The 23,210-nt window shown below is 38.9% G+C and carries 21 protein-coding genes and 1 pseudogene; 6 read left to right on the top strand and 16 right to left on the bottom strand.

Features of this window, described 5'->3' with window-relative positions:
* The first annotated feature begins 250 nt into the window (after positions 1-250).
* The 4 genes from BIV59_RS19685 (at position 251) to BIV59_RS19700 (ending at position 3,073) form a co-directional block, all read left to right on the top strand.
* The gene (locus BIV59_RS19685; protein ID WP_071353166.1) at positions 251-838 is read left to right on the top strand and encodes a CYTH domain-containing protein; all 588 of its coding nucleotides are present in this window, start codon (positions 251-253) and stop codon (positions 836-838) included.
* 20 nt (positions 839-858) lie between these two features.
* The gene (locus BIV59_RS19690; RefSeq protein WP_071353167.1) at positions 859-1,521 is read left to right on the top strand and encodes a lytic transglycosylase domain-containing protein; all 663 of its coding nucleotides are present in this window, start codon (positions 859-861) and stop codon (positions 1,519-1,521) included.
* Between the two features lie 239 nt (positions 1,522-1,760).
* Positions 1,761-2,165, top strand: coding sequence for a globin domain-containing protein (locus BIV59_RS19695; RefSeq protein ID WP_071353168.1), 405 nt, complete (start codon positions 1,761-1,763; stop codon positions 2,163-2,165).
* Complete coding sequence (locus BIV59_RS19700; protein ID WP_083392274.1) at positions 2,162-3,073, top strand: ClpXP adapter SpxH family protein; 912 nt, start codon at positions 2,162-2,164, stop codon at positions 3,071-3,073. The genes BIV59_RS19695 and BIV59_RS19700 overlap by 4 nt, the downstream gene beginning before the upstream one ends.
* 658 nt (positions 3,074-3,731) lie before the next feature.
* Here BIV59_RS19700 and BIV59_RS19705 read toward each other — a convergent pair.
* The 3 genes from BIV59_RS19705 to BIV59_RS19715 form a co-directional block, all read right to left on the bottom strand.
* Positions 3,732-4,241, bottom strand: coding sequence for a DUF3916 domain-containing protein (locus tag BIV59_RS19705; RefSeq protein WP_071353169.1), 510 nt, complete (start codon positions 4,239-4,241; stop codon positions 3,732-3,734).
* 304 nt (positions 4,242-4,545) lie between these two features.
* Positions 4,546-5,178: a type 1 glutamine amidotransferase family protein gene (locus tag BIV59_RS19710; RefSeq protein ID WP_071353170.1), complete on the bottom strand. Its 633-nt coding sequence runs from the start codon at positions 5,176-5,178 to the stop codon at positions 4,546-4,548.
* Between the two features lie 75 nt (positions 5,179-5,253).
* Positions 5,254-6,216 (bottom strand): helix-turn-helix transcriptional regulator, encoded by a 963-nt coding sequence (locus BIV59_RS19715; RefSeq protein ID WP_071353171.1) that lies wholly within the window; start codon positions 6,214-6,216, stop codon positions 5,254-5,256.
* An 81-nt stretch (positions 6,217-6,297) separates the two neighbouring features.
* Here BIV59_RS19715 and BIV59_RS19720 point away from each other — a divergent pair.
* A pseudogene (locus tag BIV59_RS19720) lies at positions 6,298-6,741 on the top strand (Tn3 family transposase); the annotation flags it as partial.
* A 129-nt stretch (positions 6,742-6,870) separates the two neighbouring features.
* Here BIV59_RS19720 and pepF read toward each other — a convergent pair.
* The 7 genes from pepF to BIV59_RS19755 all read right to left on the bottom strand — a co-directional run bounded on the left by pepF (position 6,871) and on the right by BIV59_RS19755 (position 15,226).
* Positions 6,871-8,685, bottom strand: coding sequence for an oligoendopeptidase F (pepF, locus tag BIV59_RS19725; RefSeq protein ID WP_071353186.1), 1,815 nt, complete (start codon positions 8,683-8,685; stop codon positions 6,871-6,873).
* Between the two features lie 151 nt (positions 8,686-8,836).
* The gene (locus BIV59_RS19730) at positions 8,837-10,042 is read right to left on the bottom strand and encodes a competence protein CoiA (protein WP_071353173.1); all 1,206 of its coding nucleotides are present in this window, start codon (positions 10,040-10,042) and stop codon (positions 8,837-8,839) included.
* A gap of 329 nt (positions 10,043-10,371) precedes the next feature.
* Positions 10,372-10,641, bottom strand: a complete 270-nt coding sequence (locus BIV59_RS19735; RefSeq protein ID WP_071353174.1) for a hypothetical protein — start codon at positions 10,639-10,641, stop codon at positions 10,372-10,374.
* 206 nt (positions 10,642-10,847) lie between these two features.
* Positions 10,848-12,359, bottom strand: coding sequence for a cardiolipin synthase (gene cls / locus BIV59_RS19740; RefSeq protein WP_071353175.1), 1,512 nt, complete (start codon positions 12,357-12,359; stop codon positions 10,848-10,850).
* A gap of 122 nt (positions 12,360-12,481) precedes the next feature.
* On the bottom strand, positions 12,482-13,153 hold the full coding sequence (gene mecA / locus BIV59_RS19745; protein WP_071353176.1) for an adaptor protein MecA: 672 nt from the start codon (positions 13,151-13,153) through the stop codon (positions 12,482-12,484).
* Positions 13,154-13,541: 388 nt separating this feature from the next.
* Positions 13,542-13,937, bottom strand: coding sequence for a transcriptional regulator SpxA (gene spxA, locus BIV59_RS19750; protein ID WP_071353177.1), 396 nt, complete (start codon positions 13,935-13,937; stop codon positions 13,542-13,544).
* A 710-nt stretch (positions 13,938-14,647) separates the two neighbouring features.
* Positions 14,648-15,226 (bottom strand): GNAT family N-acetyltransferase, encoded by a 579-nt coding sequence (locus BIV59_RS19755; protein WP_071353178.1) that lies wholly within the window; start codon positions 15,224-15,226, stop codon positions 14,648-14,650.
* A 163-nt stretch (positions 15,227-15,389) separates the two neighbouring features.
* Here BIV59_RS19755 and BIV59_RS19760 point away from each other — a divergent pair, with 163 nt between their 5' ends.
* Positions 15,390-15,578 (top strand): hypothetical protein, encoded by a 189-nt coding sequence (locus BIV59_RS19760; protein ID WP_071353179.1) that lies wholly within the window; start codon positions 15,390-15,392, stop codon positions 15,576-15,578.
* A gap of 174 nt (positions 15,579-15,752) precedes the next feature.
* On the opposite strand, the gene BIV59_RS19765 is transcribed toward BIV59_RS19760, so the two are convergent.
* From BIV59_RS19765 to BIV59_RS19790, 6 genes are all read right to left on the bottom strand, one after another.
* Entirely contained in the window at positions 15,753-16,949 is a 1,197-nt protein-coding gene (locus BIV59_RS19765; RefSeq protein ID WP_170846206.1) for a putative glycoside hydrolase, read from the bottom strand.
* A 256-nt stretch (positions 16,950-17,205) separates the two neighbouring features.
* Positions 17,206-18,147, bottom strand: a complete 942-nt coding sequence (locus BIV59_RS19770) for an ABC transporter ATP-binding protein (RefSeq protein WP_071353180.1) — start codon at positions 18,145-18,147, stop codon at positions 17,206-17,208.
* On the bottom strand, positions 18,147-19,190 hold the full coding sequence (locus tag BIV59_RS19775; protein WP_071353181.1) for an ABC transporter ATP-binding protein: 1,044 nt from the start codon (positions 19,188-19,190) through the stop codon (positions 18,147-18,149). Before BIV59_RS19775 ends, BIV59_RS19770 begins: the two co-directional genes overlap by 1 nt.
* Positions 19,191-19,207: 17 nt before the next feature.
* Positions 19,208-20,236, bottom strand: coding sequence for an oligopeptide ABC transporter permease (opp3C, locus tag BIV59_RS19780; protein WP_071353182.1), 1,029 nt, complete (start codon positions 20,234-20,236; stop codon positions 19,208-19,210).
* Positions 20,236-21,165 carry an oligopeptide ABC transporter permease gene (gene opp3b / locus BIV59_RS19785; RefSeq protein ID WP_071353183.1) on the bottom strand — a complete coding sequence of 310 codons (930 nt, stop codon included), beginning with the start codon at positions 21,163-21,165 and terminating at the stop codon, positions 20,236-20,238. Before opp3b ends, opp3C begins: the two co-directional genes overlap by 1 nt.
* 141 nt (positions 21,166-21,306) lie before the next feature.
* The gene (locus BIV59_RS19790) at positions 21,307-23,022 is read right to left on the bottom strand and encodes a peptide ABC transporter substrate-binding protein (RefSeq protein ID WP_071353184.1); all 1,716 of its coding nucleotides are present in this window, start codon (positions 23,020-23,022) and stop codon (positions 21,307-21,309) included.
* Between the last annotated feature and the right edge of the window lie 188 nt (positions 23,023-23,210).

Genomic DNA, 23,210 nt, shown 5'->3' on the forward strand with positions numbered 1-23,210 from the left:
AACGTCTTTGTGACCCCCTTCCATGGGGGCCTTCGACCAGCATAAGACGCGTAAGAATAGAAGGCGCCCTTTGCCTTCTCTTCTTGCGTGACTTATGACCTCGAGAGGCTAGGCGCTGGAGCTAGATTATATAAAAAGCATGAGCGCCTGCTGGAATTAAAACGGCTTACTGCCTTTCATCTCTTGTGCCTCATGGCCTAAAGAGGCTAGGCGCCGAATTATATAATGCGATGGGAAGGGATTGAATACAATGGATCAGCATATAGAAATTGAGTTTAAAAATTTACTTTCTCAAGAGGAATTTAATAAATTAACAAACTATTTTAATGTTAAAGAAAGTGATTTCGTTCTTCAGGAAAACCACTATTTTGATACTTCAGATTTTGCCCTGAAGAATCAGAAATCTGCACTGCGGATTCGTGTCAAACAAGGAAAGCATGAGCTTACATTAAAACAGCCGGCACGTGATGGATTGCTGGAATCCAATCAGCAGCTCACCCCAATGCAGGCAGAAGCTTTTCTAAAAGGGGAAGGCTTTCCTGAGGGGGAGATTCAACAGCTCTTGATTTCAGTAAATGTAGAACCCCAGCAGATTGAATTCTTCGGGACATTAAAAACCAGCCGATTTGAATTCCCTTATAAAAACGGACTGCTTGTTCTTGACCACAGCCATTATCTTGGCACAGAAGATTTTGAAATGGAATATGAAGCGCTAAGCAGACCAGAGGGACAAGAAATTTTCTCCACTCTTTTGGAAACACTTCAAATTCCTGAAAGAATGACCGAAAATAAGGTTAAGAGATTTTATCTTCAAAAAATGAAAAAAATGAGCGAATAAAACTTTCTGAGGTGAATTCAGTGAATATACAAGATGTTAAATTAATGCTTCAGCTGCAGGGGCTAAATAATCTTAACCCTTCACAAAGCCTGTCTGATTCAAATGATTCAGGTTCTTTTGGGGATATGCTGGCAGGATTCCTTGACAGCGGATCACAGGGGAATGCCTCGCAGTCTTTAGGAGAAGTATTTAATGCTATTGAAAACCTGCCAGCTCTCTCAGATGTCCAGCCTTCCCTTTCCTTGCCCCCTTCCCTGCCCCCTGTTTCACTTGCATCTTCCAATGCAAATGCTGCACCGGACACTAAGGGAGATTACAGCGGTATAATCAGCCAGGCAGCCTCTCTTTATAATCTTCCCGAGAAGCTGATTCATTCTGTTATTAACCAAGAGTCAGGTTTTAACCCTAATGCATCAAGTGCGGCAGGCGCTTCCGGACTAATGCAGCTCATGCCTTCCACTGCACAGGGACTTGGCGTAAAGAATATTTTTGACCCAGCTGATAATATCATGGGCGGCAGCAAATACCTGAGCCAAATGATGAACCGTTACAACGGAAATACGGAGCTTGCTTTAGCTGCCTATAATGCCGGTCCGGGAAACGTGGATAAACATGGCGGAATTCCTCCATTTAAGGAAACACAAAATTATGTGCAGAAAGTTATGAACAGCTATTTAAGCTGACCATGCAAACAAAAGCCTTTGCTGTTTATGAGTATGGATGTGCTTCACTCTGAAGTGATATGCCTATCATATACATGCATTGGCTTTTTTTTTATATAAAAAGAAAACGCTTACAAAATTATCCGGTAAGCTTTTTCTTAACTGTAGCTTGAGGGGCAAAGCTGAAAATTTGAGATATTCTAAGTCACTTGATAAAATATTCATATTAAATCCATTCTCTCTTTAAAGGAGTAATACGCATGGCACAAGGAAACCCTACACCCTATGAACTGATTGGAGAAGGGCTATTACACAGGTTAATTGATGTATTTTACTCCAAAGTAAGCAAGCACCCGGATTTAATACCCATTTTCCCTGATGATTTGTCTGAAACTGTACGCAAGCAAAAGCAGTTCATGACTCAATATTTAGGCGGACCACCGCTTTATACAACAGAACACGGCCATCCGATGCTCCGGGCACGGCATATGCCATTTAAAATAACAGAAACCCGTGCAGAAGCCTGGCTGTCTTGCATGCGGGAAGCAATGGATGAGACCGGAATTGAAGGTGACATCCGCGAATTTTTCTACCATCGTCTTTACTTGACCGCACAGCATATGATTAATTCTGCACAAACGGACGAGAAAGGAGAAGACTTTTGAGCTCTCATAAACCGAATTTCAATGTTACCGAGTGGATAAAATCACAGCATTGTTATGGTATAGGAAAAAAGCCCATAGAAATATACGTATTTGTTGATCCCTTATGTCCTGAATGCTGGGCCCTTGAGCCGATAATTAAAAAACTCCACATTGAGTATGGCCAATTATTCAGCATTAAACATGTAATCAGCGGCAAATTGGCAACTCTTAATGCAGGAAAAAATAAATCCTATGAAAGTCTTGCCCAGGTTTGGGAAAAAACAGCCAGCCGGTCAGGCATGTCATGCGACGGCAATTTATGGCTGGAAAATCCGATTGTTTCTCCCTACAGTGCTTCTATTGCCATTAAAGCGGCTGAACTGCAGGGCAGATTACTGGCAGCACGCTTTTTGAGAAAGCTTCAGGAAGTACTGTTTATTGAAAAACGCGATATTTCAAAAATAGATGTGCTGATTGAGATAGCCGGCAGTGTCGGTTTAGATGTCGAGGAATTTAAGAGAGATATAAATTCTTCAAGTGCAGCAAAAGGCTTTCAGTGTGACTTAAAGATCACATCCGAGATGGAAGTAACGGAAATTCCATCACTTGTATTTTTTAACCATAATATCGATGAAGAAGGAATTAAGGTTTCAGGCATTTATCCTTATGACGTATATGTTCATATTCTTGAAGAAATGCTTACTGAACTGCCTGCTCCTGCAGATCCCCCTTCTTTGGAGAGTTTTATCCGTATCTTCAAATTAGTTGCCTCAAAGGAAATTGAAGTGGTTTACAATATGAGTAAATCACAGGTTGAAAAAGAAATGAAAAGGCTCGTTTTAAAGCAGGTAGTCAAAAAGGTTCCTGCAAAATACGGTATATTCTGGAAATACTCAGAAGAAGCCGAAAATTGTTCACCCCCCAATTGAAAGCAAGCTGCTTTTTGATTTGGGGTTTTTTCTGATCCTGCTCTGCAAAAGAAAGAAGGCCCTGCTAAAATAGCAGGGCCTTCTTTATCTATTTATACGAACAAAGGGGATGGGAGAAATTTTTCACGATCAAACAAAGGGGTATAAGTTTGCTGTGATCAACCTCACTACTGTAATATATCAGAAATCATGCACATGTTACAAGGTGTATGTGTATTTCTTCACAATATTGTCATAATTAAAGAAACAAGAATAATACCCCTGTCTGGACATAGCTTGTAATAAATGAAATTTCCGGGGTGACTGATTTTGAAGATACTAATTTTGCTTTTAATTCTTCCATGTGCACTGTTCATCCAGTTATTAGGCATTATGCATCTCATTCCTCTATACTTAAGCTCCAGCGTTTTATTTGTAGCACTATTTCTTTTTATATTAAGCATGAATTCCCGCAGAAGGTTTAAGGGGTTTTAACTGTTATATACCAGTCAATAAGCACATGTTTCTTGAAATTCAAAGAATTCTTCAGAATTTCGTGTTCAAACAAGGGGATACCCTCACAGAACACATGAAAAAATTACAGCCTCTATGAAAATAGTTACTTAAAAAAGTCTCTGTAATAACAAAAGGGACACTTGAATATCGATGTCCCTTTGATTCATTTTAACTCACCTATAAACCAAATCTCCCCTTCATAACTGTACCCATCTTCATCTGTAATCAATTCTTTATATCCTGATATTTGCATACCATTTGTAACAGTTAATCCCCATTCTTTTTGAATGTTTCTCTCTTCTGAAAGAAGCAGCCATTTTTGATATTCATCGTTCCTATTAAAGAAACTATTAAAGTAGGATTCTCCTTTGAATACTATGATTTGAGAATCCCATAAATCAGGTAAATTAATCGCAACTGCAACCCGATACTTTTCTCTATCATTTGGCTTCATTCGTATTAGATAGTCAGCTCTCTCCACTAGGGTTTGAACACAAAGTCTTTTAACTTTATAGGGTGTTTTACTAGAAAGAATAAATTCCTGAGCAACTGGTAAATGCATATGCCAGTATTCATTATAGAATTCAATTGGAAACTCCATTGTATTCTCTTTGATTCGATTAATCATATTTTCAGATTTTCGTTTAATCCCACGAACCTTTTTCTCCCGCATTTTATTACTCCTCATTATTTAATTGATGTAACTTAGCTTTGTTTTCCCTTTTCTGAGTATAGAAAATAGGTCTCGTCCATTTCTGCGATACCTGAAAATTGTTCAAAATCCATTTGTTTAAGTGCTGAGAATAATTAAAACAAAGTAACAAGTGTACCTCAATAACCTCTTATGCTTTGCGTAAATAATATCCTCATTGGGGTAGTGTCAGGAAAATGCAGATTTACAACGATAAGGAAATTCCAAATTAAAAAGCCCAGCTTCTCTACAAATCAAAATAGAAAAAATGAGCTTTTCAGTTACTTCATTTATTTATTGAATTCATTAACTGGAAGAAGTATTCAGGTTTATGAGTCTTATTCAGGTTATACCATGAATGTAATGCATCTGGCGTAAATACATCTATTTTTTTCAGTACTTCCATTGCAAATTCCAGAGGGGCTATTCCTGATGCAGTAACTAAATTCGCATCAGATACCGCAGATCCCAACTCATATAACTTTTCCCCTTTATAGTTAGGACATACCATTTTAGTATATTCCAGGTTATTACTTGTATGCTTTCTAGTATCTAAGTATCCCATATTCGCGAGGCCCTCAGTTGCACCACAAATTGCAGCAACAATAGTGCCAAGCTTTAAAGATTGGCCAATTCTTTCCAAGATAGGTTGATGAATTTCTTCACTCCAAGTAGTCCCTCCTGGTAAAATTAAAAGATCTTTACTCTCAAGAGTACATTCATCAAGGGAAATATCTGGTTTTATGCTCAGTCCTCCCATAGTAGTTATCATTTCTTTATTAGCTCCTACTGTAATTACTTTTAAAGGTGCTAAACCTTTTTTGAAATATCTTCCTGAGTTTAGTTCAGCAATTAAATATCCATATTCCCAGTCCGACATTGTATTAAATACATATAGATAAACATTTTTTGTTTGCATCCAATAACACTCCCAATCACAATTTATATAGCAATTATAAAATAACTTCCCTGACAGTTAACGTCAGGGAAGTTATCATACTTGATAAAATTTTATTAATTCCGACAGAACTTCAATAAGTCTTTTCTTGAGACTTATTGGCTCAATAACTTTAATAGATTTATTGTACGGTAAAAGTAAATAAGGTACATATGTATGCATCATATCTTTTTCAAGAAGAAAAACTGCTTGATGTAAAGTCCGTTCTTGTAAATAATGTCCTAAAAACCAATGTTGGCAAATATCAGCCAGTACACTTTTATCCCCATTAATAACCAACGAAATAATCCTTTCCTTATCTTCTATAGCTGGAAGAAGACTTTTTATAAAAAAGTCACGTGCTGAAAAATTTTCTGGCCGGTTAAACTTATTTTCGGTTAGCATTAGACTTTCAATTCGATCTACTCTAAAACTACGGATATCATTCCTAAGATGACAAAATCCAATCACATACCACTTATTATTCCAATAGATAATTTTGTACGGATCGACCAGTCTATAATTTACTTGCTTTTCGCCATTTTTTTGGTAAAGAATTTTTACTGAGTACCCGTCAGCTACGGCCTGCGCCAACTCCTTCAAAAAAGGTTCCATAGAGAGTGAACCTAATCGACTTATTACTTCAAGACTAGTTAAATGTTGGTTTATCTTTGTTTCCTGCTCTTGATTTGAGTATTTACTTAGTTTTGAAATGGCCCTATTTAGTGCTTCACCTCCATAATATCCGGCTTCTTCTGCAAAAACAGCAGCGTGAAATAGTGAAGTTAGCTCCTCAAAATCAAAAAAAAGAGGAGCCTCTATAAAATTGTTCAATAAAGTGTATCCACCGTTATGTCCTGGTTCTGAAATTATAGGTACGCCACTTGTTGAAATTGTATCAATATAACGATACACAGTCCTTATATTCATCTCTAACTTTTCTGAAATTTGTTTTGCAGTAATTTTTTCACCTGAACGAAGCATCCATAGAATTGCTAACATATTGTCAATTTTAGGCATATAATTCCACCTCTATATGAAATTTATTTTCCATTATATATATCCGGTTTTTGGTATAACTCATCAACTGTTCCTTTCCGATCCCTTATTATGGGGAAATTAGGTTCTTACTCTAGACAAAACAGCTTAGCTGCAGCCTTACGCGACATGGGGAGAATAGAAAAAACAATTTTTATTCTTAATTACATTCCGGATGAATCTCTAAGAAGAAAAATACAAAGAGGATTGAATAAAGGAGAAGCCATGAATGGACCGGCAAGAGCTATTTTCTTCGGAAAACAAGGAGAGCTTAGAGAACAAACCATACAGCATCCGCTTCAATGGGCTAGTGCTTTAGAGATAATTATAAATGCCATCAGTATTTGGAATACTCTACATCTAACAAAAGCAGTTGAATATCAAAAGCGGACAGGTAGTTTTAATGAAGACTTATTGCACCATATGCCACCTTTAGGCTGGGAACATATTAATTTGCTAGGAGAATACCATTTTAATTCGGAGAAAGTGACTCACCGCCCACCCTGAGGAAAAAGCGAACATCCTTGAGCAGAAATCAACCACCTTGTTCCATAGCAGCAAAGTTTACGAAAACAGCCTTATCCCAAAACAAAGCCGAAGAGGGTGCTTCCACAGCACCCTCTTCTTTATTCATATTTAAGATAAAAGTGATTCCAATTCATTCAGTTTTTCCTCAAATACTTTCAGAGCTTCCCTGACAGGCTCTGCCTGCGTCATATCTACCCCTGCCTTCTTCAGGACTTCAATCGGATAATCAGAGCTTCCGGATTGAAGGAATGCAATGTAGCGGTCTACTGCCGGTTTGCCTTCTTCAAGAATCTGCTTGGAAAGAGCAGTTGCTGCACTGATGCCTGTTGCATATTGATACACGTAATAATTGTAGTAGAAATGCGGGATCCTTGCCCATTCCAATCCAATTTCCTCATCGATTACAATATTGTCTCCAAAGTACTTCTTATTGAGATCATAATACTCTTTAGTCAGCATATCTGCAGTCAGGGCTTCCCCATTCTGTGCTTTTGTGTGAATGATATGCTCAAATTCAGCAAACATGGTCTGGCGGAATAAAGTGCCTCTGAAACCTTCAAGATAATGATTCAATAAATAAATCCTTTTCTTCTCGTCATCGATAGTTTTGAGCAGATAATCGTTCAAAAGATTTTCATTGCAGGTGGATGCCACTTCTGCAACAAAAATCGAATAATTCCCATAAGGATATGGCTGCATTTTTCTTGTATAGTAGCTGTGGACCGAATGGCCAAACTCGTGGGCAAGCGTAAATAAATTATTTACATTGTTCTGCCAGTTCATCAGGATATATGGATTTGTGCCGTATGCTCCAGAGGAATAGGCACCGCTTCTTTTCCCTTTATTCTCCTGAACATCAACCCAGCGGTTTTCAAACCCTTCCTTCAGAACTGCAAGATATTCTTCACCAAGCGGCTGCAGACCTTTTAGGACATACTCTTTTGCTTCTTCGTAAGAAACTTCCATTTTCACTTCTTTTACAAGCGGAGTGAAAAGATCATACATATGAAGCTCATCAAGCCCAAGCACCTTCTTCCTTAAGTCAATGTATCTGTGAAGAAGAGGCAGATGTTCATTTACTGTCTGAACCAGGTTGTCATAAACACTTTCAGGAATATTATTATTGCTTAATGCAGCATGGCGTGCCGAATCATAATTCCGTGCTTTAGCAGTAAAATTCTGTGCTTTTACCTGGCCTGACAGTGTACTTGAAAATGTATTCTTGAATTTATCATATGTAGAATAAACCCCTTTAAATGCATCTTCCCTTACACGGCGGTCTTCGCTTTCAAGAAAACGGATATACCTCCCATGGGTAATTTCCACTTCATTCCCCTCTTCATCCTTGATGACAGGGAAAGTTAAGTCCGCATTGTTCAGCATGCCAAATGTATTGGAAGAAGCATCGAAGACTTCTGCAGCCTGAGCAAGAAGCGCTTCTTGTTCTGCAGATAGCACATGCGGACGCTGAAGATTGATTTCCTCAAGGGAATGCTCATAAAGCTTAAGCTCTTCACTCTCTTTCAGGAATTGCTCTACCTTGCCCTCATCTAAGCTCAAAAGCTCAGGAACAATAAAGGAAAATGCACTTCCAGCCTGTGCATATAGAGTTTTTGCGCGGTCATCCATTCCCTGATAAAAAGAATTCGTTGTATCCTGGTCATAGCGCATATGAGAGTAAGCATATACCTGCCCAAGCTTTTCAAACACTTTATCCTGAAACTGCAGAGCAGCAAATAGCTTATTCGCACTTTCTCCCAGTGTACCTTTGAAAGCATCGGCTTTCTTCAATTCTTCTTTAACTGTTTCATATGCAGCTTCCCAATCTTCTTCTGTAGCAAAAATATCTTCAAGCTTCCAGGTTTGTTCAGCTTCCACCTCGCTGCGTCCTGGCAGCGTACTTACTTTTGTTTGCTGTGTCATAAAAAAGGCCTCCATTTCTGTTAAAAACACCTGTTTTTCTTTCAGTCCCATAGCAGGATCTTTATTTATTAATTCTCCATTTTGCGCTGAAATCCTGCTTTTGTCCGAATTCCGAAATAAACTCTTTCCTTATATAGCCTTCCATTCTAGTTTACTCCATTCCCCTCTTTAAAATCATTGATTTGAACTTCTCATAAAATACTTTCTCCATCATTACACTTTCTTCGCTGTCCCTTGGTATATTTATTTTTCTATTGACCTTAAACATCCCGCTTCCTTTTTCCCTTAGGATGCCTGCTATAGCAAGAAATCCGGCATAATGACTTAACGGCACCAGGTAATTACAGTCTGATTGTGGAATAAGCGGCAGGTTCCTTAAGCGAATATGCCCTCTTTTTATCCGCTTCAAAAAGGCTTCGGCGAAGTGCTCGATATGAATGTATTCATTGATTTCTTTTTTTACAAGAAGATCTGTATAAAGCCAGGCCTGCCAATAAACAGCCGGAGTTTCTATGATTTCCATAGAAGGAACAGGCAAACCGATTTCCGGAGGAAGTGCGGACAGAGACAGGCGGTTCAGGTAGAGAGATTGATGAAAGGGGTGTGAAGATTTTGCGGTGTATATGCTGTTAAGGCACCAGGAATGCCTCTTAATGCGCCATTGTTCAACTATGCTTACATAATCAGGGAGCGGAGCCATTAATTTAAAGGGAGAGATTTCACCTAGAGGATAACTTTGGTGTTTTGCAAAAGCCGTTCGTGACGAAAAAGGAGTAATACCATAAAACAGGCCAAATTGCTGTGTCACGGGGCAGAATGTAAATATAAGGGGTTTACAGCTGGGGCTGCATAAAAAAAGCCAATGGTACCTTGAAAAAGAAAATGAGGAACTGCCAGCTTTCCTGATATTCTTTTCAGCCAATATCCAAATGGGCGTTATATTCTGACTGACATAGGCAGCGGTTCTTTTCATAAATTCATCCTCGGATATGACGGAACATTGAAATTCAATCGCGTATCTTTTCTTCTTGCCGCAGATAAGAATATCTGCTCTCTGTTTGATTTCTGGAATGTAGTATTCCAGAAATACTCTCAGCCCCGGCCTTTTGCACCATTCAAAAATGCTTCTTTTTCCTTCAAGATGATAGGGGGATTCAGGCTCTGATGAGGCGGCACATTCTATTTTTTGTTTATGGGCAAAATGAGGAATTTTAATATCTCCTGCCTTTAAAATCACCGGAGCTTCACAGCAGGGGCAATAATACCCCTCTTCCAGTTTCCAATCCTCAATTGCCTGCTTGGTCATTTTATAAGGAAGCGTAACGATTGTACCGTCCCCTTTTTTCGCAGTCAGCATATTCCTCCTCCTTCTCTGCTATACATTCTTCCTGGCCATCCTCAAATCCTTTATTTTCACAAAATCTCTGTTAAACGATGCTGTTGGTTTTATAGTAAAGGCTCTTTTCTTAAATATTGTTTTTTTTGAGTTCTGTGAGGCTATCTCAAACTAACTGAGGTGATTGGAGCATAAAGTGTGAGACTTCTGCAGGATTAGCGGAAAGCGAGCATCCTGGAGGGAAATCATCCCCTATTCCATAGCAGCAAAGTTTACGAATACAAAAACAGCCTCCGTAAAAAAAGGAACCTTATTGGCCCCTAGGGATTCTTTAGTGCAATTAGCGGGTGTTAAAAATGATTAATATTATTGATATTAGGCGGGGGATTTTCCATAAACTCTTTCATCATATCCTCTGCAGGTCTTTTTTTATTAGCTTGTTTTGTTTTTACAATCATCACGATCGCTAATACAGCGATGATTAAACTGAAGACATATGCCAGTTTAAACTGAAAAAAAGAAGTACCATTTGCATATCCATCGATAGCCAAGACCAGAAAGTGCCAACAAATCGTGCAAACAATGTCCAAAAGCAGTAAAATTCCTCCTATTACTTTCATCTATCCACCTCCATTTATTACCAAAATTATAACATATTTTGTATTCGCCATTGTATATAATCTTCTTCTAAACTGCACCAGTGCAAGAACAGAAAATGGCTGCAGAAACAGCTTCCTTCAAGAACTGACACATAGATTCTAACAAAAAAAGCCTGAGGAAATCCTCAAGCTCATTTTGCCTTTTAGTGCAGCCTGCACCCTGCCGCTCATAAAAGCGGCGATAGCAGCCGTGAAGTTGACTCGATTAATTTTAATCCGATGTTCCTCTTCGAAAATGTTTCGATATGCAGTTCTCTTGAAACAAGCATATCCTGCAAAAAATCATTCACAAGCTTTTGGGTGCTTCTAGTTCTATACAGGAAGGCATTTACTTCAAAATTCAGATGAAAGCTTCTCATATCCATATTAGCAGTCCCTATTGAAGCTAGTTCGTTATCGACAATTACAATTTTGCTGTGCATAAAGCCATTTTTATATTCAAATATCCTTACCCCTGCCTCCAGCAGCTCAGGAAAATAGGAGCGGGAAGCATGATACACAATTCGCTTATCGGGATTTTTCGGAACCAGCAGCCTGACATCAATTCCGCTCAAAGCTGCAATTTTCAGCGCCTGAAAAATATCTTCATCTGGAATGAAATAAGGAGATGCGATCCAGACGGAGTCCTTGGCTGATGTAATCATGGAAAAGAAAATGCTTTTGATCACTGTCCATTCATTATCAGGGCCTCCTGCAATCATCTGTACACCGCCATGGCTATGTTCAATCGGGAGATTCGGGGACATATACTCGTCTGTTAAAAAACTGCTGTCAGTGCTGTAGTACCAATCCTGAAGAAATATCAGCTGAAGCGTGCGCACAGCTTCTCCCTTGGCCATTAAGTGGGTGTCCCGCCAAAAGCCAAAATGTTCGTTCCTTCCTAAATACTCATCGCCGATATTCAATCCTCCCATGAATCCGACAGATCCATCGATAACAATAATTTTCCGGTGATTCCGGAAATTAAATTTGTTATTCAAAAAAGGCAAATGTACAGGGCCAAACGCCACAGTTTCTACACCAGCATTTTTAAGCTCCTGAATATAGCTTCTTGAAAGCTTCCAGGAACCTACAGCATCATATAAAAACCGGACCTTAACACCTGCCTTTGCTTTCTCCGCCAGTATATCCTTGATTTCAGACCCAATCTTATCATGGCGGACAATGTAGTATTCCATGTGGATATGATGTACAGCTTTTTTCAGCTCCTCAATAATGGATGAGAAGGTTTGCTCTCCATTGGTCAAAATCCTGGTTTCAGTAGCAAAAGAGATTGGGCTGTTGCCAATCCGGTGTGCCAGGTTGAAAAGGTTCCGCTGATGGTCACCCATTCTCATGATTTTTTCCTCAATTGCCTCCGGTTCGCCAGCAATGCTCTGATAAGCTTGTTTATCTAAAAAGAATTTTTTCCTGAACATTTTTTCTTTCCTGTAGTTCCTGCCGAACAAAAAATAAAAAATAAAGCCAACAAGCGGAAATGCTCCAAAAACAACCAGCCATGTCAACGTTTGGGCTGGATGCCTATTTTCAAGAAAGATGATAAATCCTATAATAAATAAAGAAATCGATAATAAGAGGCTAAAGTAGCTTAATATGTCTCCGTCCAAGCTTTTTCTGAATACAAACCAAATTCCTGCCAGAATTAATGCCAGCAGCAGGACACGAAACGTATTTTTCAATAAAAGACACCTGCCCATTTTCTAAAAGTGTATCTTGAAAGTGCCTGCTGTCACAATCTAAGGCTCCTGCAATGTTTAGTCTAAAGCAAAAAAGCCGATTCCTAAACGAAATCGGCTTTAAATCAAGAAAAGTATTTATAGACCGTATCGAAAACATCATTTTCCATTACAACTTTCCCATACTCCTGCAGCATGTGAACTGTAATCGGCGATTCTTCGCTATATTCTAAAAGAATGCTCAGGATATTGTCTATTTCCTCTTCTTCGATATCTTCTTCAGAAAATTCTATATAAAGAAAATATTTATCACCGTAGGCATACAATTTAGTATTTAAACCCTCTAATCCGCTTCGTTCACTGAGGGCAATTAAATCTTCAAAATCTTTAAATTCAGTGATAAATTCAATAAATCCATCTTCAAACTGGACAGTCGAGTACTCCTGCTGTTTCCCATGGAAATGCTGATCGAGCAGCGATTCAATTTTTTCATCAACAGGAAGGTCTTTCATTTTTTCATCTGTTAGAGGAAGTTCAATTTTCTGCCCATCCTTCGTCAGCTGCGCTTTGGTTACTAAAACTTCAAGCCCCTTTTCAAGCGCCTGCACCTGAATCCACAGCGGACCTTCAATCATGAACTCCTCTTCCTGATGAACTTCATCCATCATTTCCCAGAAAAGTTCTTCACTTCGTTCCCTGCTGTACCAAATTTCCTCCCGGTCAAATCCTCTTTCTTCAATATCTATATATGAAATGTAAAACTTAACTGTATCATCATTAATTCGTTCAATTTCCACTATATTCCCTCTCCCTTCTGGTCACATTTTGAAGGGATAATTACCCCCGAGCTGTTTAGGCTCTTTATATTATCTTTACCCATCAAGCCAATTTTGTAACCACCAGCTCGACGGTAAAAAATATTCTATTTTTATTACATTTTATGATAAAAGCATGAATAAGGGAAATAAAAAAGCTTACATTAAGAAAAACAATTGTTTGCCTATAGTCCATTCATTTTACAAAAAAATCAATTAACTTGCAAGGAACGGATATTCCCAGCAAGTTACTATAAAAGCATATCCCATTATTCCACTTTTAAAGGCTTATATGTCCCTCTTTTGTCTTAAACCGCTGCCTGAGAAAGACAAAAGCCCAATCACTATGTGACAGGGCTCATCCATTTTTCTAGTTAACCATCCGCTGTGCTTCACGCAATTGGAAGGTTCGGACCTTCCGGGGCAAGAAGCGGCGGATTTCATCTTCGTTATATCCGACTTGCAGGCGCTTCTCATCTAATATAATTGGCCTTCTAAGCAAGCCTGGGTTATCTTTGATGATTTTATATAACTCTTGGAGAGGCAAGGCTTCTAAATTTACATTTAGCTTTTGGAACGTTTTTGATCTTGTTGAGATAATTTCATCTGTTCCATCTTCAGTCATACGAAGAATTTCTTTAATTTCTTCTATAGATAATGGTTCAGAGAAAATATTTCTTTCGGAATAAGCAATTTCATGCTCCTCCAGCCACGCTTTGGCTTTTCTGCATGAAGTACAGCTCGGTGATGTATATAATGTTACCATGTTAAAATCACACTCCCTAAGTATAGAATCGGCGATCTATGATGGGAAATCTAATGTATCAGTTATATTTCCAATTTTATTTGAAATAACTTTAATTAAGTAATTTCTATTAACATTATACACTAAAAATCTCGAATTGAATAGAACTTATCTAAAATAGAATAATGCTATGTTTTTCCCTGTATGACAGGCCCTTCAGCTAAAAATAGTGAAATGTCTTAATAATTTATCTGGTCTCCATTGATAAAATGAAGGACATTTTCTCAATTAACACCAATTTTCCGGGAATTTTTTTTTTCGTATATGTATGATGTACCCGCTGTCATAATTTTTAAAACGCATAAAAGGGCATTTTATAAAAAATTTCGCTTTCCTATTGCATAAATCCTTTTTTATCTGTAAAAATAAATCTTTTCTCACAGCATAGAAGAGACGGGTCCAATCACTATGAAGCATACGTATGGAAGGGATAAGAGCAGAAGTAATTAAAGGTTATTGTATGTAACTGCATTTAGGTTCTCTAAACTCATGATAACCATTGTTTTTTTTGAAGGAAGCAATCCTTCTTTGTTGCAGCATCCTGATATCTGTTGAAATAATCAAAAACATCTTTTCTATCCATAAAAAATCCGTGTTATTCAATTAATATCTAATAACACGGATTTTAAAATTATCAGCAGCCCTTTGCCATATTTCTCTGCATATTTAATTTAATTTACTGCTTCAAGTATATCTTCTTCATCGCCGATTTTTTGAAGCTTCAATACTTCCTCAGATGGCTGATATTCTTTGCCGTAAAACTGAAGGTCTTTATACGTATGGATTTCCTTATAAACTACTTTCATATCCTCAAAAATTTCGCTTTCGCTTACAGGACTTGATGACCAATATAAAATTTCCATGCCATCGATTTTATTTGTTGCAAGAGAGCGCCTGCGATAAGAAATGGAAGTCGCATGTACAAATCCTGCACGTTTATAAAAACGAAGCCTTTTTTGTGAATCCTGATCCTCGTCACTCGCAGGTTCCACTTCCAGCAGAATTGGTTTTTGTTTATCCTGCAGCTTTTGAATAAGTTTCTTTCCAAGACCCTGCCCTCTGCTTTTTCCTGACACAAACAGGTAATCGATGAAAATAAACTTATCTGTTTCGACATACATTAAAACATGGTTCGGCCCCTCATCCTTTTTGTAAATTGAAGCCTTTTCATCCAGTAATGTTTCCATATGCTCTCTTGATTTCATTTCCTGTATAGGAAAGTATTGATTTAATTTTTCATACCAATTCATAAAAAATACTCCTTTCGCCTATTCATGGTTGTAAATTTTCCCTTTTCATCCTAATACTGATTATATACAATGGGTATAAAGCATCTTTGATCCGGTACCATTGGGTTTATTAAAGGGGATTATGATTCCGCATTGTAAAGCAGTTAAATTTAGGAGGTTGGTTATGGCTGGCTATCTTGTTGATTTAGTGATTTTTTCACTGTTAGTAATAGGAATTACTGCTTTTAATGGTGTTTTGACAAACAGCATCGGAGAAAAGCTTTTTGGCGGAAAACAGCGCACGGAAATATCCAGCCGTTCTGAAGGAATACAAAGCGGCTGGCGGAGCGTTGGAGGCAAAAACAAGCATTGATTACAGAGCGTTAATACTTTACTTATATTTTCAGGCGCCTGCCGCTTATACAGCGGCAGGCTTTTTATGCGTAAGCAGCCAATTCTATGATCCTCCAGCGCGTTTGGTCCCTGTTATTAGTATGAGTACCCTGCTGCCTATTCATTCTAAACATCAGCCTGCTTAGCGGACATTTTATGGGGTATAATCAACATTTTCTGAATACGTATTGCCCGCATTCCATAGCAGATATTCTTTAATTCCGCTGTCTTTAAGTGCCCGAATTTGGTCTTCCACCTGTTTCTTGCCGTATTTTTGATAATTCCCGGCTCCAAGATAAGAAGCAGTGAAGTCTTGTATCCACGGCCTGGATTGAGGAGGAGATTTCAGTGCTGCCAGTTTTTTGTTTTCCAGCTCTCCATACTTTTTCAGCAGCTGATATGGCTGCAGGTCAGGTTTGGAAATTCCAAAATACGAAGTCCAATGGCTTGGATAAACCATCGAGGAAATCACATCCACATTTTCTGCTATCTTCGAAAAATTTTGCCCTATTCCGGGTGCTTCAGGCAGTGTTGCTGTATATCCAAAAATATCTGCAGAAACCTTAACTCCATACGGCTTTAATTTCCCTCTCGCATATTTAACAAAATCCGTAACCGCTTGCACCCTTTTATGGGCGTTATCCATCTTCAGATTTTTATATGGCCCCATGCTGTATTTCAGTGTCTTATCCCTTTTTTCAAAACCTTCAGGAAAACGGACGTAATCGAATTGAACTTCCTGAAATCCCATCTTTGCTGCTTCAATGGCGATTCCGACATTATAATCCCATACCTCCTTCAAAAAGGGATTAACAAAAGATTCTCCCCTTCCGTTCTTCCATAGTTCCTTTCCTTCCACATAGGATAAGTCAGGCCTTGCTTTAGAAAGCACAGAATCCTTAAATACAACAACCCTTGCAATCGGATAGATTTTCTTTTTCTCAAGTACCTTCAGCATGCTCTTGGGATTGCTTATGTAGTTCTTTCCAATTTTCGCATATGGCGAATGATGGTCTTCCGGTTCATATGTAATATTTCCAGTATCGTCTTTCACATCGATGACCATTGAATTCAATTCTGTTTTATCAACAAAATCAACAAGCTTTTTGAACCTTGATCCCCCCGCAGAAAATCCAGTAACATAAATGCCGCGGACAGCATCCGGATATTTAAAACCCAGGCCGGAATTGTATGTAAAGCGCGACAGTGCATCCGGCAATTCTTTCTTAGCAAGAGACACCTCATTCTTCCTGGCATTGCCGCTATTTTTCAGCTCGTCTGCATATACAGAGAGCGGCAATGAACTTGCTAATAATAAGCTTGCCAGTAATATTTTTTTCTTCATGCGCATTCCATTCCTCCTCTCTTTAACTCTTTTAAACTTTCCGGGCCGTACAGCACCTCTTGGAAGAAAACAGAGCTTAATTAACTAATACCACAATATTGGCAAAAATAAGCATAATTTCACTATTTTTCTTTTATTTCTGGCGCCCGTGTTTTCTAATAGGTCTAAAACCTGTCAAATCAGCATTTTTCAAAAATCAATATCGTGCTTTAACAGAAAAAAATGCAAATGAAAAACGGCCTCTTCTGGAGACCGTTTTTCATTATTGGGAGTGCATAGCTTTGTACTGTTTATATTCTGTTTCAGAGCAATATACAAAATGCCCTGGACGGATTTCCCTCATTTTCAGTTCTTCACCCTCAGAGTAATTGTGTACCTTCGGATTATAGACAATACGCTTTCTTTTTCTTTCGCTTTCAGGATCTGGAAGCGGAATTGCGGATAGAAGCGATTGAGTATAAGGATGGATGGCATGGCTGTATAAATCTTCACTTGGAGCTACTTCAACCAATTTGCCGAAATACATGACACCGATGCGGTCGCTGATATATTTAACCATTGAAAGATCATGTGCTATGAACAAATAGGTTAAACCGTGATCGATTTGAAGCTTCTTTAGAAGGTTGACAACCTGAGCCTGGATTGACACATCGAGCGCTGAAATCGGCTCATCAGCAATAATGAATTCAGGCTGAACAGCAAGTGCTCTGGCAATCCCGATACGCTGGCGCTGGCCGCCTGAAAATTCATGCGGATAGCGGTTTGCATGCTCACGGTTTAACCCGACTGTTTCAAGGAGACTGTACACACGCTCCAATCTTTCTTTCGGATTCTTGGCTAGTCCATGAATATCAATACCCTCTGCAATAATATCAGATACTTTCATACGAGGGTTTAAGGATGCATAAGGATCCTGGAAGATCATTTGCATTTTGCGGTTAAAGTCTTTTAACTGAGCTTTTGATTTTTTTCCATGAACGTTATTACCATGAAAAATAACTTCACCGTCTGTTGCATTATAAAGGCGGATGATCGTTCTGCCAGTGGTTGATTTTCCGCAGCCGGACTCTCCTACAAGACCGAATGTCTCGCCTTTGTAAATATCAAATGAAACATCATCAATTGCTTTTACCATGCTTGGTTTTCCTACATTGAAATATTGCTTTAAATGTTTAACTTCAACCAATTTTTCACGCTGTTCCATTATTTACCCTCCTGCTCTGCTGAAAACTGTGACATGCGCTTTTTAACAGCCTCAGGCGGTTCAACATAAGGGGCATCTGGATGCAATAGCCATGTCGCTGCATAATGTGTATCAGAAACCTTGAACATTGGCGGCTGTTCCTCTAAATCAATTTGCATAGCATACTGGTTCCTCGGAGCAAAAGCATCTCCTTTTGGAGGGAACAACAGGTTTGGAGGTGTTCCAGGTATCGCATACAGCTCTTCATCCTTGGAATCAAGGCTCGGCATGGAGCTGATCAATCCCCATGTGTATGGATGTTTCGGATTATAAAAAATCTCATCCACTGTTCCGATTTCTACAATCTTTCCGCCGTACATAACAGCTACACGGTCGGCCACGTTTGCTACAACACCCAAATCATGGGTAATGAAAATAATGGACGTGTCAATCTTGTTTTGCAGGTCTTTCATAAGCTCGAGAATCTGCGCCTGAATGGTTACATCAAGTGCTGTCGTTGGCTCGTCAGCTATTAACATCTTCGGATTGCAGGCAAGAGCAATGGCAATGACCACACGCTGCCTCATACCGCCGGAAAATTGATGCGGATACTGCTGAAAGCGCTCTTCGGCATTTGGAATCCCAACCAGTTTAAGAAGCTCAATTGCTCTCTGCTTTGCAGCATGTTTAGAAAGGTTTTGATGCCTGACGATTGGCTCCATAATCTGTTTTCCGATTTTTATTGTCGGATTCAAAGATGTCATAGGATCCTGGAAAATCATCGAAATATCTTTACCGCGAATTTTCTGCATTTTTTTATCAGAAAGCTTGGCTAAATCTTTGCCGTCAAAAAGAATTTCACCTTTTTTGATTTCAGAGTTGCCCTGAGGCAGAAGCCGCATAATTGCTTTTGTAGTAACAGACTTGCCTGATCCGGACTCGCCGACAATCGCAAGTGTTTCACCTTTTTTAACACTGAAGTTTACTCCGCGGATGGCTTGTACCTCACCAGCAAAAGTATGGAAAGATATGTTTAAGTCTTTAACTTCCAAAATATTTTCCATGAATTTCCCCCACTCTCTTAATCACGCATTTTTGGATCCAATGCATCTCGGAGTCCATCTGCAATCATATTGAATGCAATCATTATTAAACTGATAACAATTGCAGGAATGATCATTTCATGAGGATGCAGGCGAATTACCTTGTATCCGTCATTTATCAATGTACCAAGAGAAGCCTTTGGTGCCTGCAGCCCTAATCCGATGAAGCTTAAAAATGCTTCGAAGAAAATTGCATTCGGAATCGTAAACATGGTGTTGATAATGATTACACCAGATAAGTTAGGCAATAGATGCTTCGAAATGATTTTTCCATTTGAATTTCCCAATGTTCTTGAGGCAAGGACGAACTCCTGCTCTTTCAGCTTAAGAACCTGCGCACGCACTACCCGCGCCATACCGACCCAGCCGGTGATGCTCATTGCCACCGTGATTGAAATAATGCCCGGCTCAAGAACAAGGATCATCAGGATTACTACAATCAGTGTCGGGATACCGGATAATATTTCTGTAATACGCTGCATCGTATTATCCAGTCGTCCTCCGAAGTAGCCTGAAATGGCTCCATATGCAACACCTATGATCATATCAATCAATGCTGCCAGAAAAGCAATATACAATGAAGTTTGAGTACCCTTCCAGACCCTTGTGAACAAGTCACGGCCGAGAGCATCTGTACCAAACCAATAATATTCTTTTACATTTTTTTGTTTATACATATCCATTTCAATGCCCGCCGGATTTTTCTTAATACCATCAAAAGGCAGCCAGCTTATGTTTTCAAGGCCTTGAACTTTAGGAGGAAGATTTTGGTATCTGACATTTTGTGCATCAGCATCTCTTCCGCTGATCATAGGTCCGATAAATGCCATAAGGATAAGGAATATCATCAAATACAGGCTGATGACTGCCCCTTTATTCTTTTTAACCCGCAGCCATGCATCCTGCCAAAAGTTCAAACTTGGTTTATTGATATTTTCACTTACTGAAGAATCAATGACAGCAGGAGCAAATTTTTCTTGTGCAATTTTCTCTTTCTTAATAGCCATTATTTTTTACCTCCTGACAGCCTGATGCGAGGATCGATAACTCCATATAAAATATCCACTATCAAGATAATTACAACGAATAATGCAGCAAACATTAAGGTTGTTCCCATAATGACATTATAATCATTAACCTGGATAGACTTAACGAACTGCTCCCCGATGCCTGGTATAGCAAAAATCTGCTCAACTACAAGAGAACCAGTCATAAGAGCTGCTGTTAATGGGCCAAGGACTGTTACTACTGGAATGAGCGCATTTCTTAATGCATGCTTGAACGCAATATCGAAAAAGCTTGCGCCCTTCGCTTTGGCAAGCGTAATATAATCCGATCCCAAAACCTCAATCATTTCTGTTCTCATGAAACGGGCAGCAATAGCAATAACGAACATGCTGAGCGCTATTGTCGGAAGGATTGTATATTCAAAACCCTTCCAGAAAAGAACTGGAAACCATCCCAGTTTTAACGCTACAAAATATTGAAGCAATCCTGCAAATACAAAGTTTGGAATCGCTTTTCCGGCAACAGCCAGGAAGGTCGTTGAATAATCCACCCACGTATTTTGCTTAATGGCGGCCAAAACTCCAAGAATGATTCCGACAATTGAACCGAATATCATTGCCTGGATTCCCAGCTGGAAGGAAGGCCCTACTCTTTTAGAAAGCAATTCAGTTACCGGAGTATTGCCAAATTGGAAGGCTGTACCCAAATTCCCCTGTGCAAGGTGGCCGATATATTTGGCATATTGCACTGGTACAGGATCGTTGAGACCATATTGTGATTTCATGATTTCCAGCTGTGCAGGCGGCAATTTCGCGGCACTTGCAAATGGTGTTCCCGGAATGATCTTCATTAGAAAAAAGGTTGCGGACGCAATGATGAACAGTGTCGCTATCATATAGAAAACCCTTGTTAATAGATAACGGATCATAAGCGCACCTCCTGTTTGATTTTAATTTTCCCTATATTTCGACAATTATCTTACAGGGAAAAAGAGAGTATATCTTGGAATATACTCTCTTTTCAACTCCTAAACTATCATTATTTAGAAACGAAAAATGCTGTTAATATCTTATTCTTCTGTGATATAAGTCCATTTGTAGCAATAATCCGGACCGTAATCATATTTTGCAATGTCTTTAACTTTTGCAGCTTGAAGGATAGCGCTTGAACGCTGATAGATTGGTGCAATTGCTGCATCCTTTTGAACAAGGATTTTCTCAGCTTCTAACAATGTTTTGTAATATTCATTAGGATTTCCGCCAAGCTCTGTACGTGCCTTTGTGATCAGCTTGTCGTACTCTTTGTTGGAGTATCCCATTCTGTTGCTTCCTCCGCCAGTAACGAACAGATCAGAGAATGTCATTGGATCGCGGAAATCCGGTCCCCATCCTGCAACTTGAATATCATAATCCATTTTGTTGTCGCGCTCTAGACGGACAGCGAAAGGAACTGCTTCTACTTTAATAGTTAACCCAGGAAGATTTGTTTCAAGCTGGTTTTTGAAATACTCAGCTGTTTTCTTAGCATTTTCTGTGTCATCGCCAAGGAAACGCAGAGTCAGGCTTTTCTTGCCTAGCTCTTTCAAGCCTTTTTCCCATGAAGCTTTTGCTGCTTCTTTGTCAAACTTCAGCAAATCGCCGTTCACTTCGCGCCAGTCTTTTCCTGTATTAGGATCAGTAACGAATTCTTTTGGCATTTGGCCGTTTGCAGGGATAGATCCGTTATTCAGGATGCTTGCTGCATAATCATCTTTGTTGAATGCTTGTGCTACTGCACGGCGAATATTTACATTCTTGAATCCGGAAGTTGCATTTTCATTCATTTTAAGCCAGAAAACTGTTTTTTCCAATTTGTTGTTCAAACGGCTGTCGCCTTCATATTGAGGCACTAGGTCTGAAGAAAGCTTTCCTGTTACATCAACTTCGCCAGCTTCAAATGCATTGACTGCTGCAGAAGAATCTTTAACAGAGTTGAATGTAAGCTTAGTCATCTTCACATTGTCTGCATCCCAATAATTTTTGTTCTTTTCAAGTACCCACTCAGTATCTGAAGGGCCGTCCCATTTCGTCATAACGAATGGTCCGTTGTATAGAAGGTTATCTTTATTGCTTGCATAGTCCTTGCCTTTTTCCTTAACAAATTTCTCTTGTTGAGGATAGAAAGTCGGGAATGCGAAAAGATCTTGCCAGTATGGAATCGGCTGTTCGAAAGTAACAACCAGTGTTTTGTCGTCTTTAGCAACTACGCCAAGCTTCTTAACATCGTAAGGCTTCTTAGCTGCTGCTGCATCTGTGATTTCCTGGGCTCCTTTGATTTTTCCGCCCATCATGTATGGTCCGTAAGGTGAAGCTGTTTTAGGGTCGATTGCACGCTGCCATGCAAAAACGAAGTCCTGAGCAGTGATTGGATCTCCATTAGACCATTTTGCATCTCTGATTTTGAATGTAAATTCTGTTTTATCAGCATTTACTTGCGGCTCGCCGTCTGATAGAGCTGGAACCGGCTTATTTTTTTGATCAAGGCGGTATAAACCTTCGCCTACGTTGTTGATATAAGTAAAGCTTGTAGATCCTTCTGCAAGAGCAGTATCCATAGTTGGAATTTCAGAAGACTCTAAAATCTTTGCTTCCTGTTTAGAAGCTAACTTTGAGCTTGTTGCCTTGCCATCACCTTTGTCTTTGCCCTTATCACTTGAATTATTATCGTCTTTACCGCTGCAAGCAGCAAGGATCAAACTAAATACAAGTGTAAGAACTAAAAGCAAAGAAAATTTTGACTTTTTCAAATTCGTGACACCCCTCTTTTTAAAAATTCTTACAAAGATTATTATACAATTTTTTAAATTTTTGTACATAAGCTTTTTTAAAAAAGTTAACGAAAATGTAATAATATTTTAAAAAATAGCTATTTTACAGGTTGATTTCCTAATATCTTCTATATTTTCTTATGTTTTCGCCCTTTAATGAGTAAGAG

The sequence above is a fragment of the Bacillus sp. MUM 13 genome (genome assembly GCF_001866725.1).
Classification (GTDB): domain Bacteria; phylum Bacillota; class Bacilli; order Bacillales; family DSM-1321; genus Peribacillus.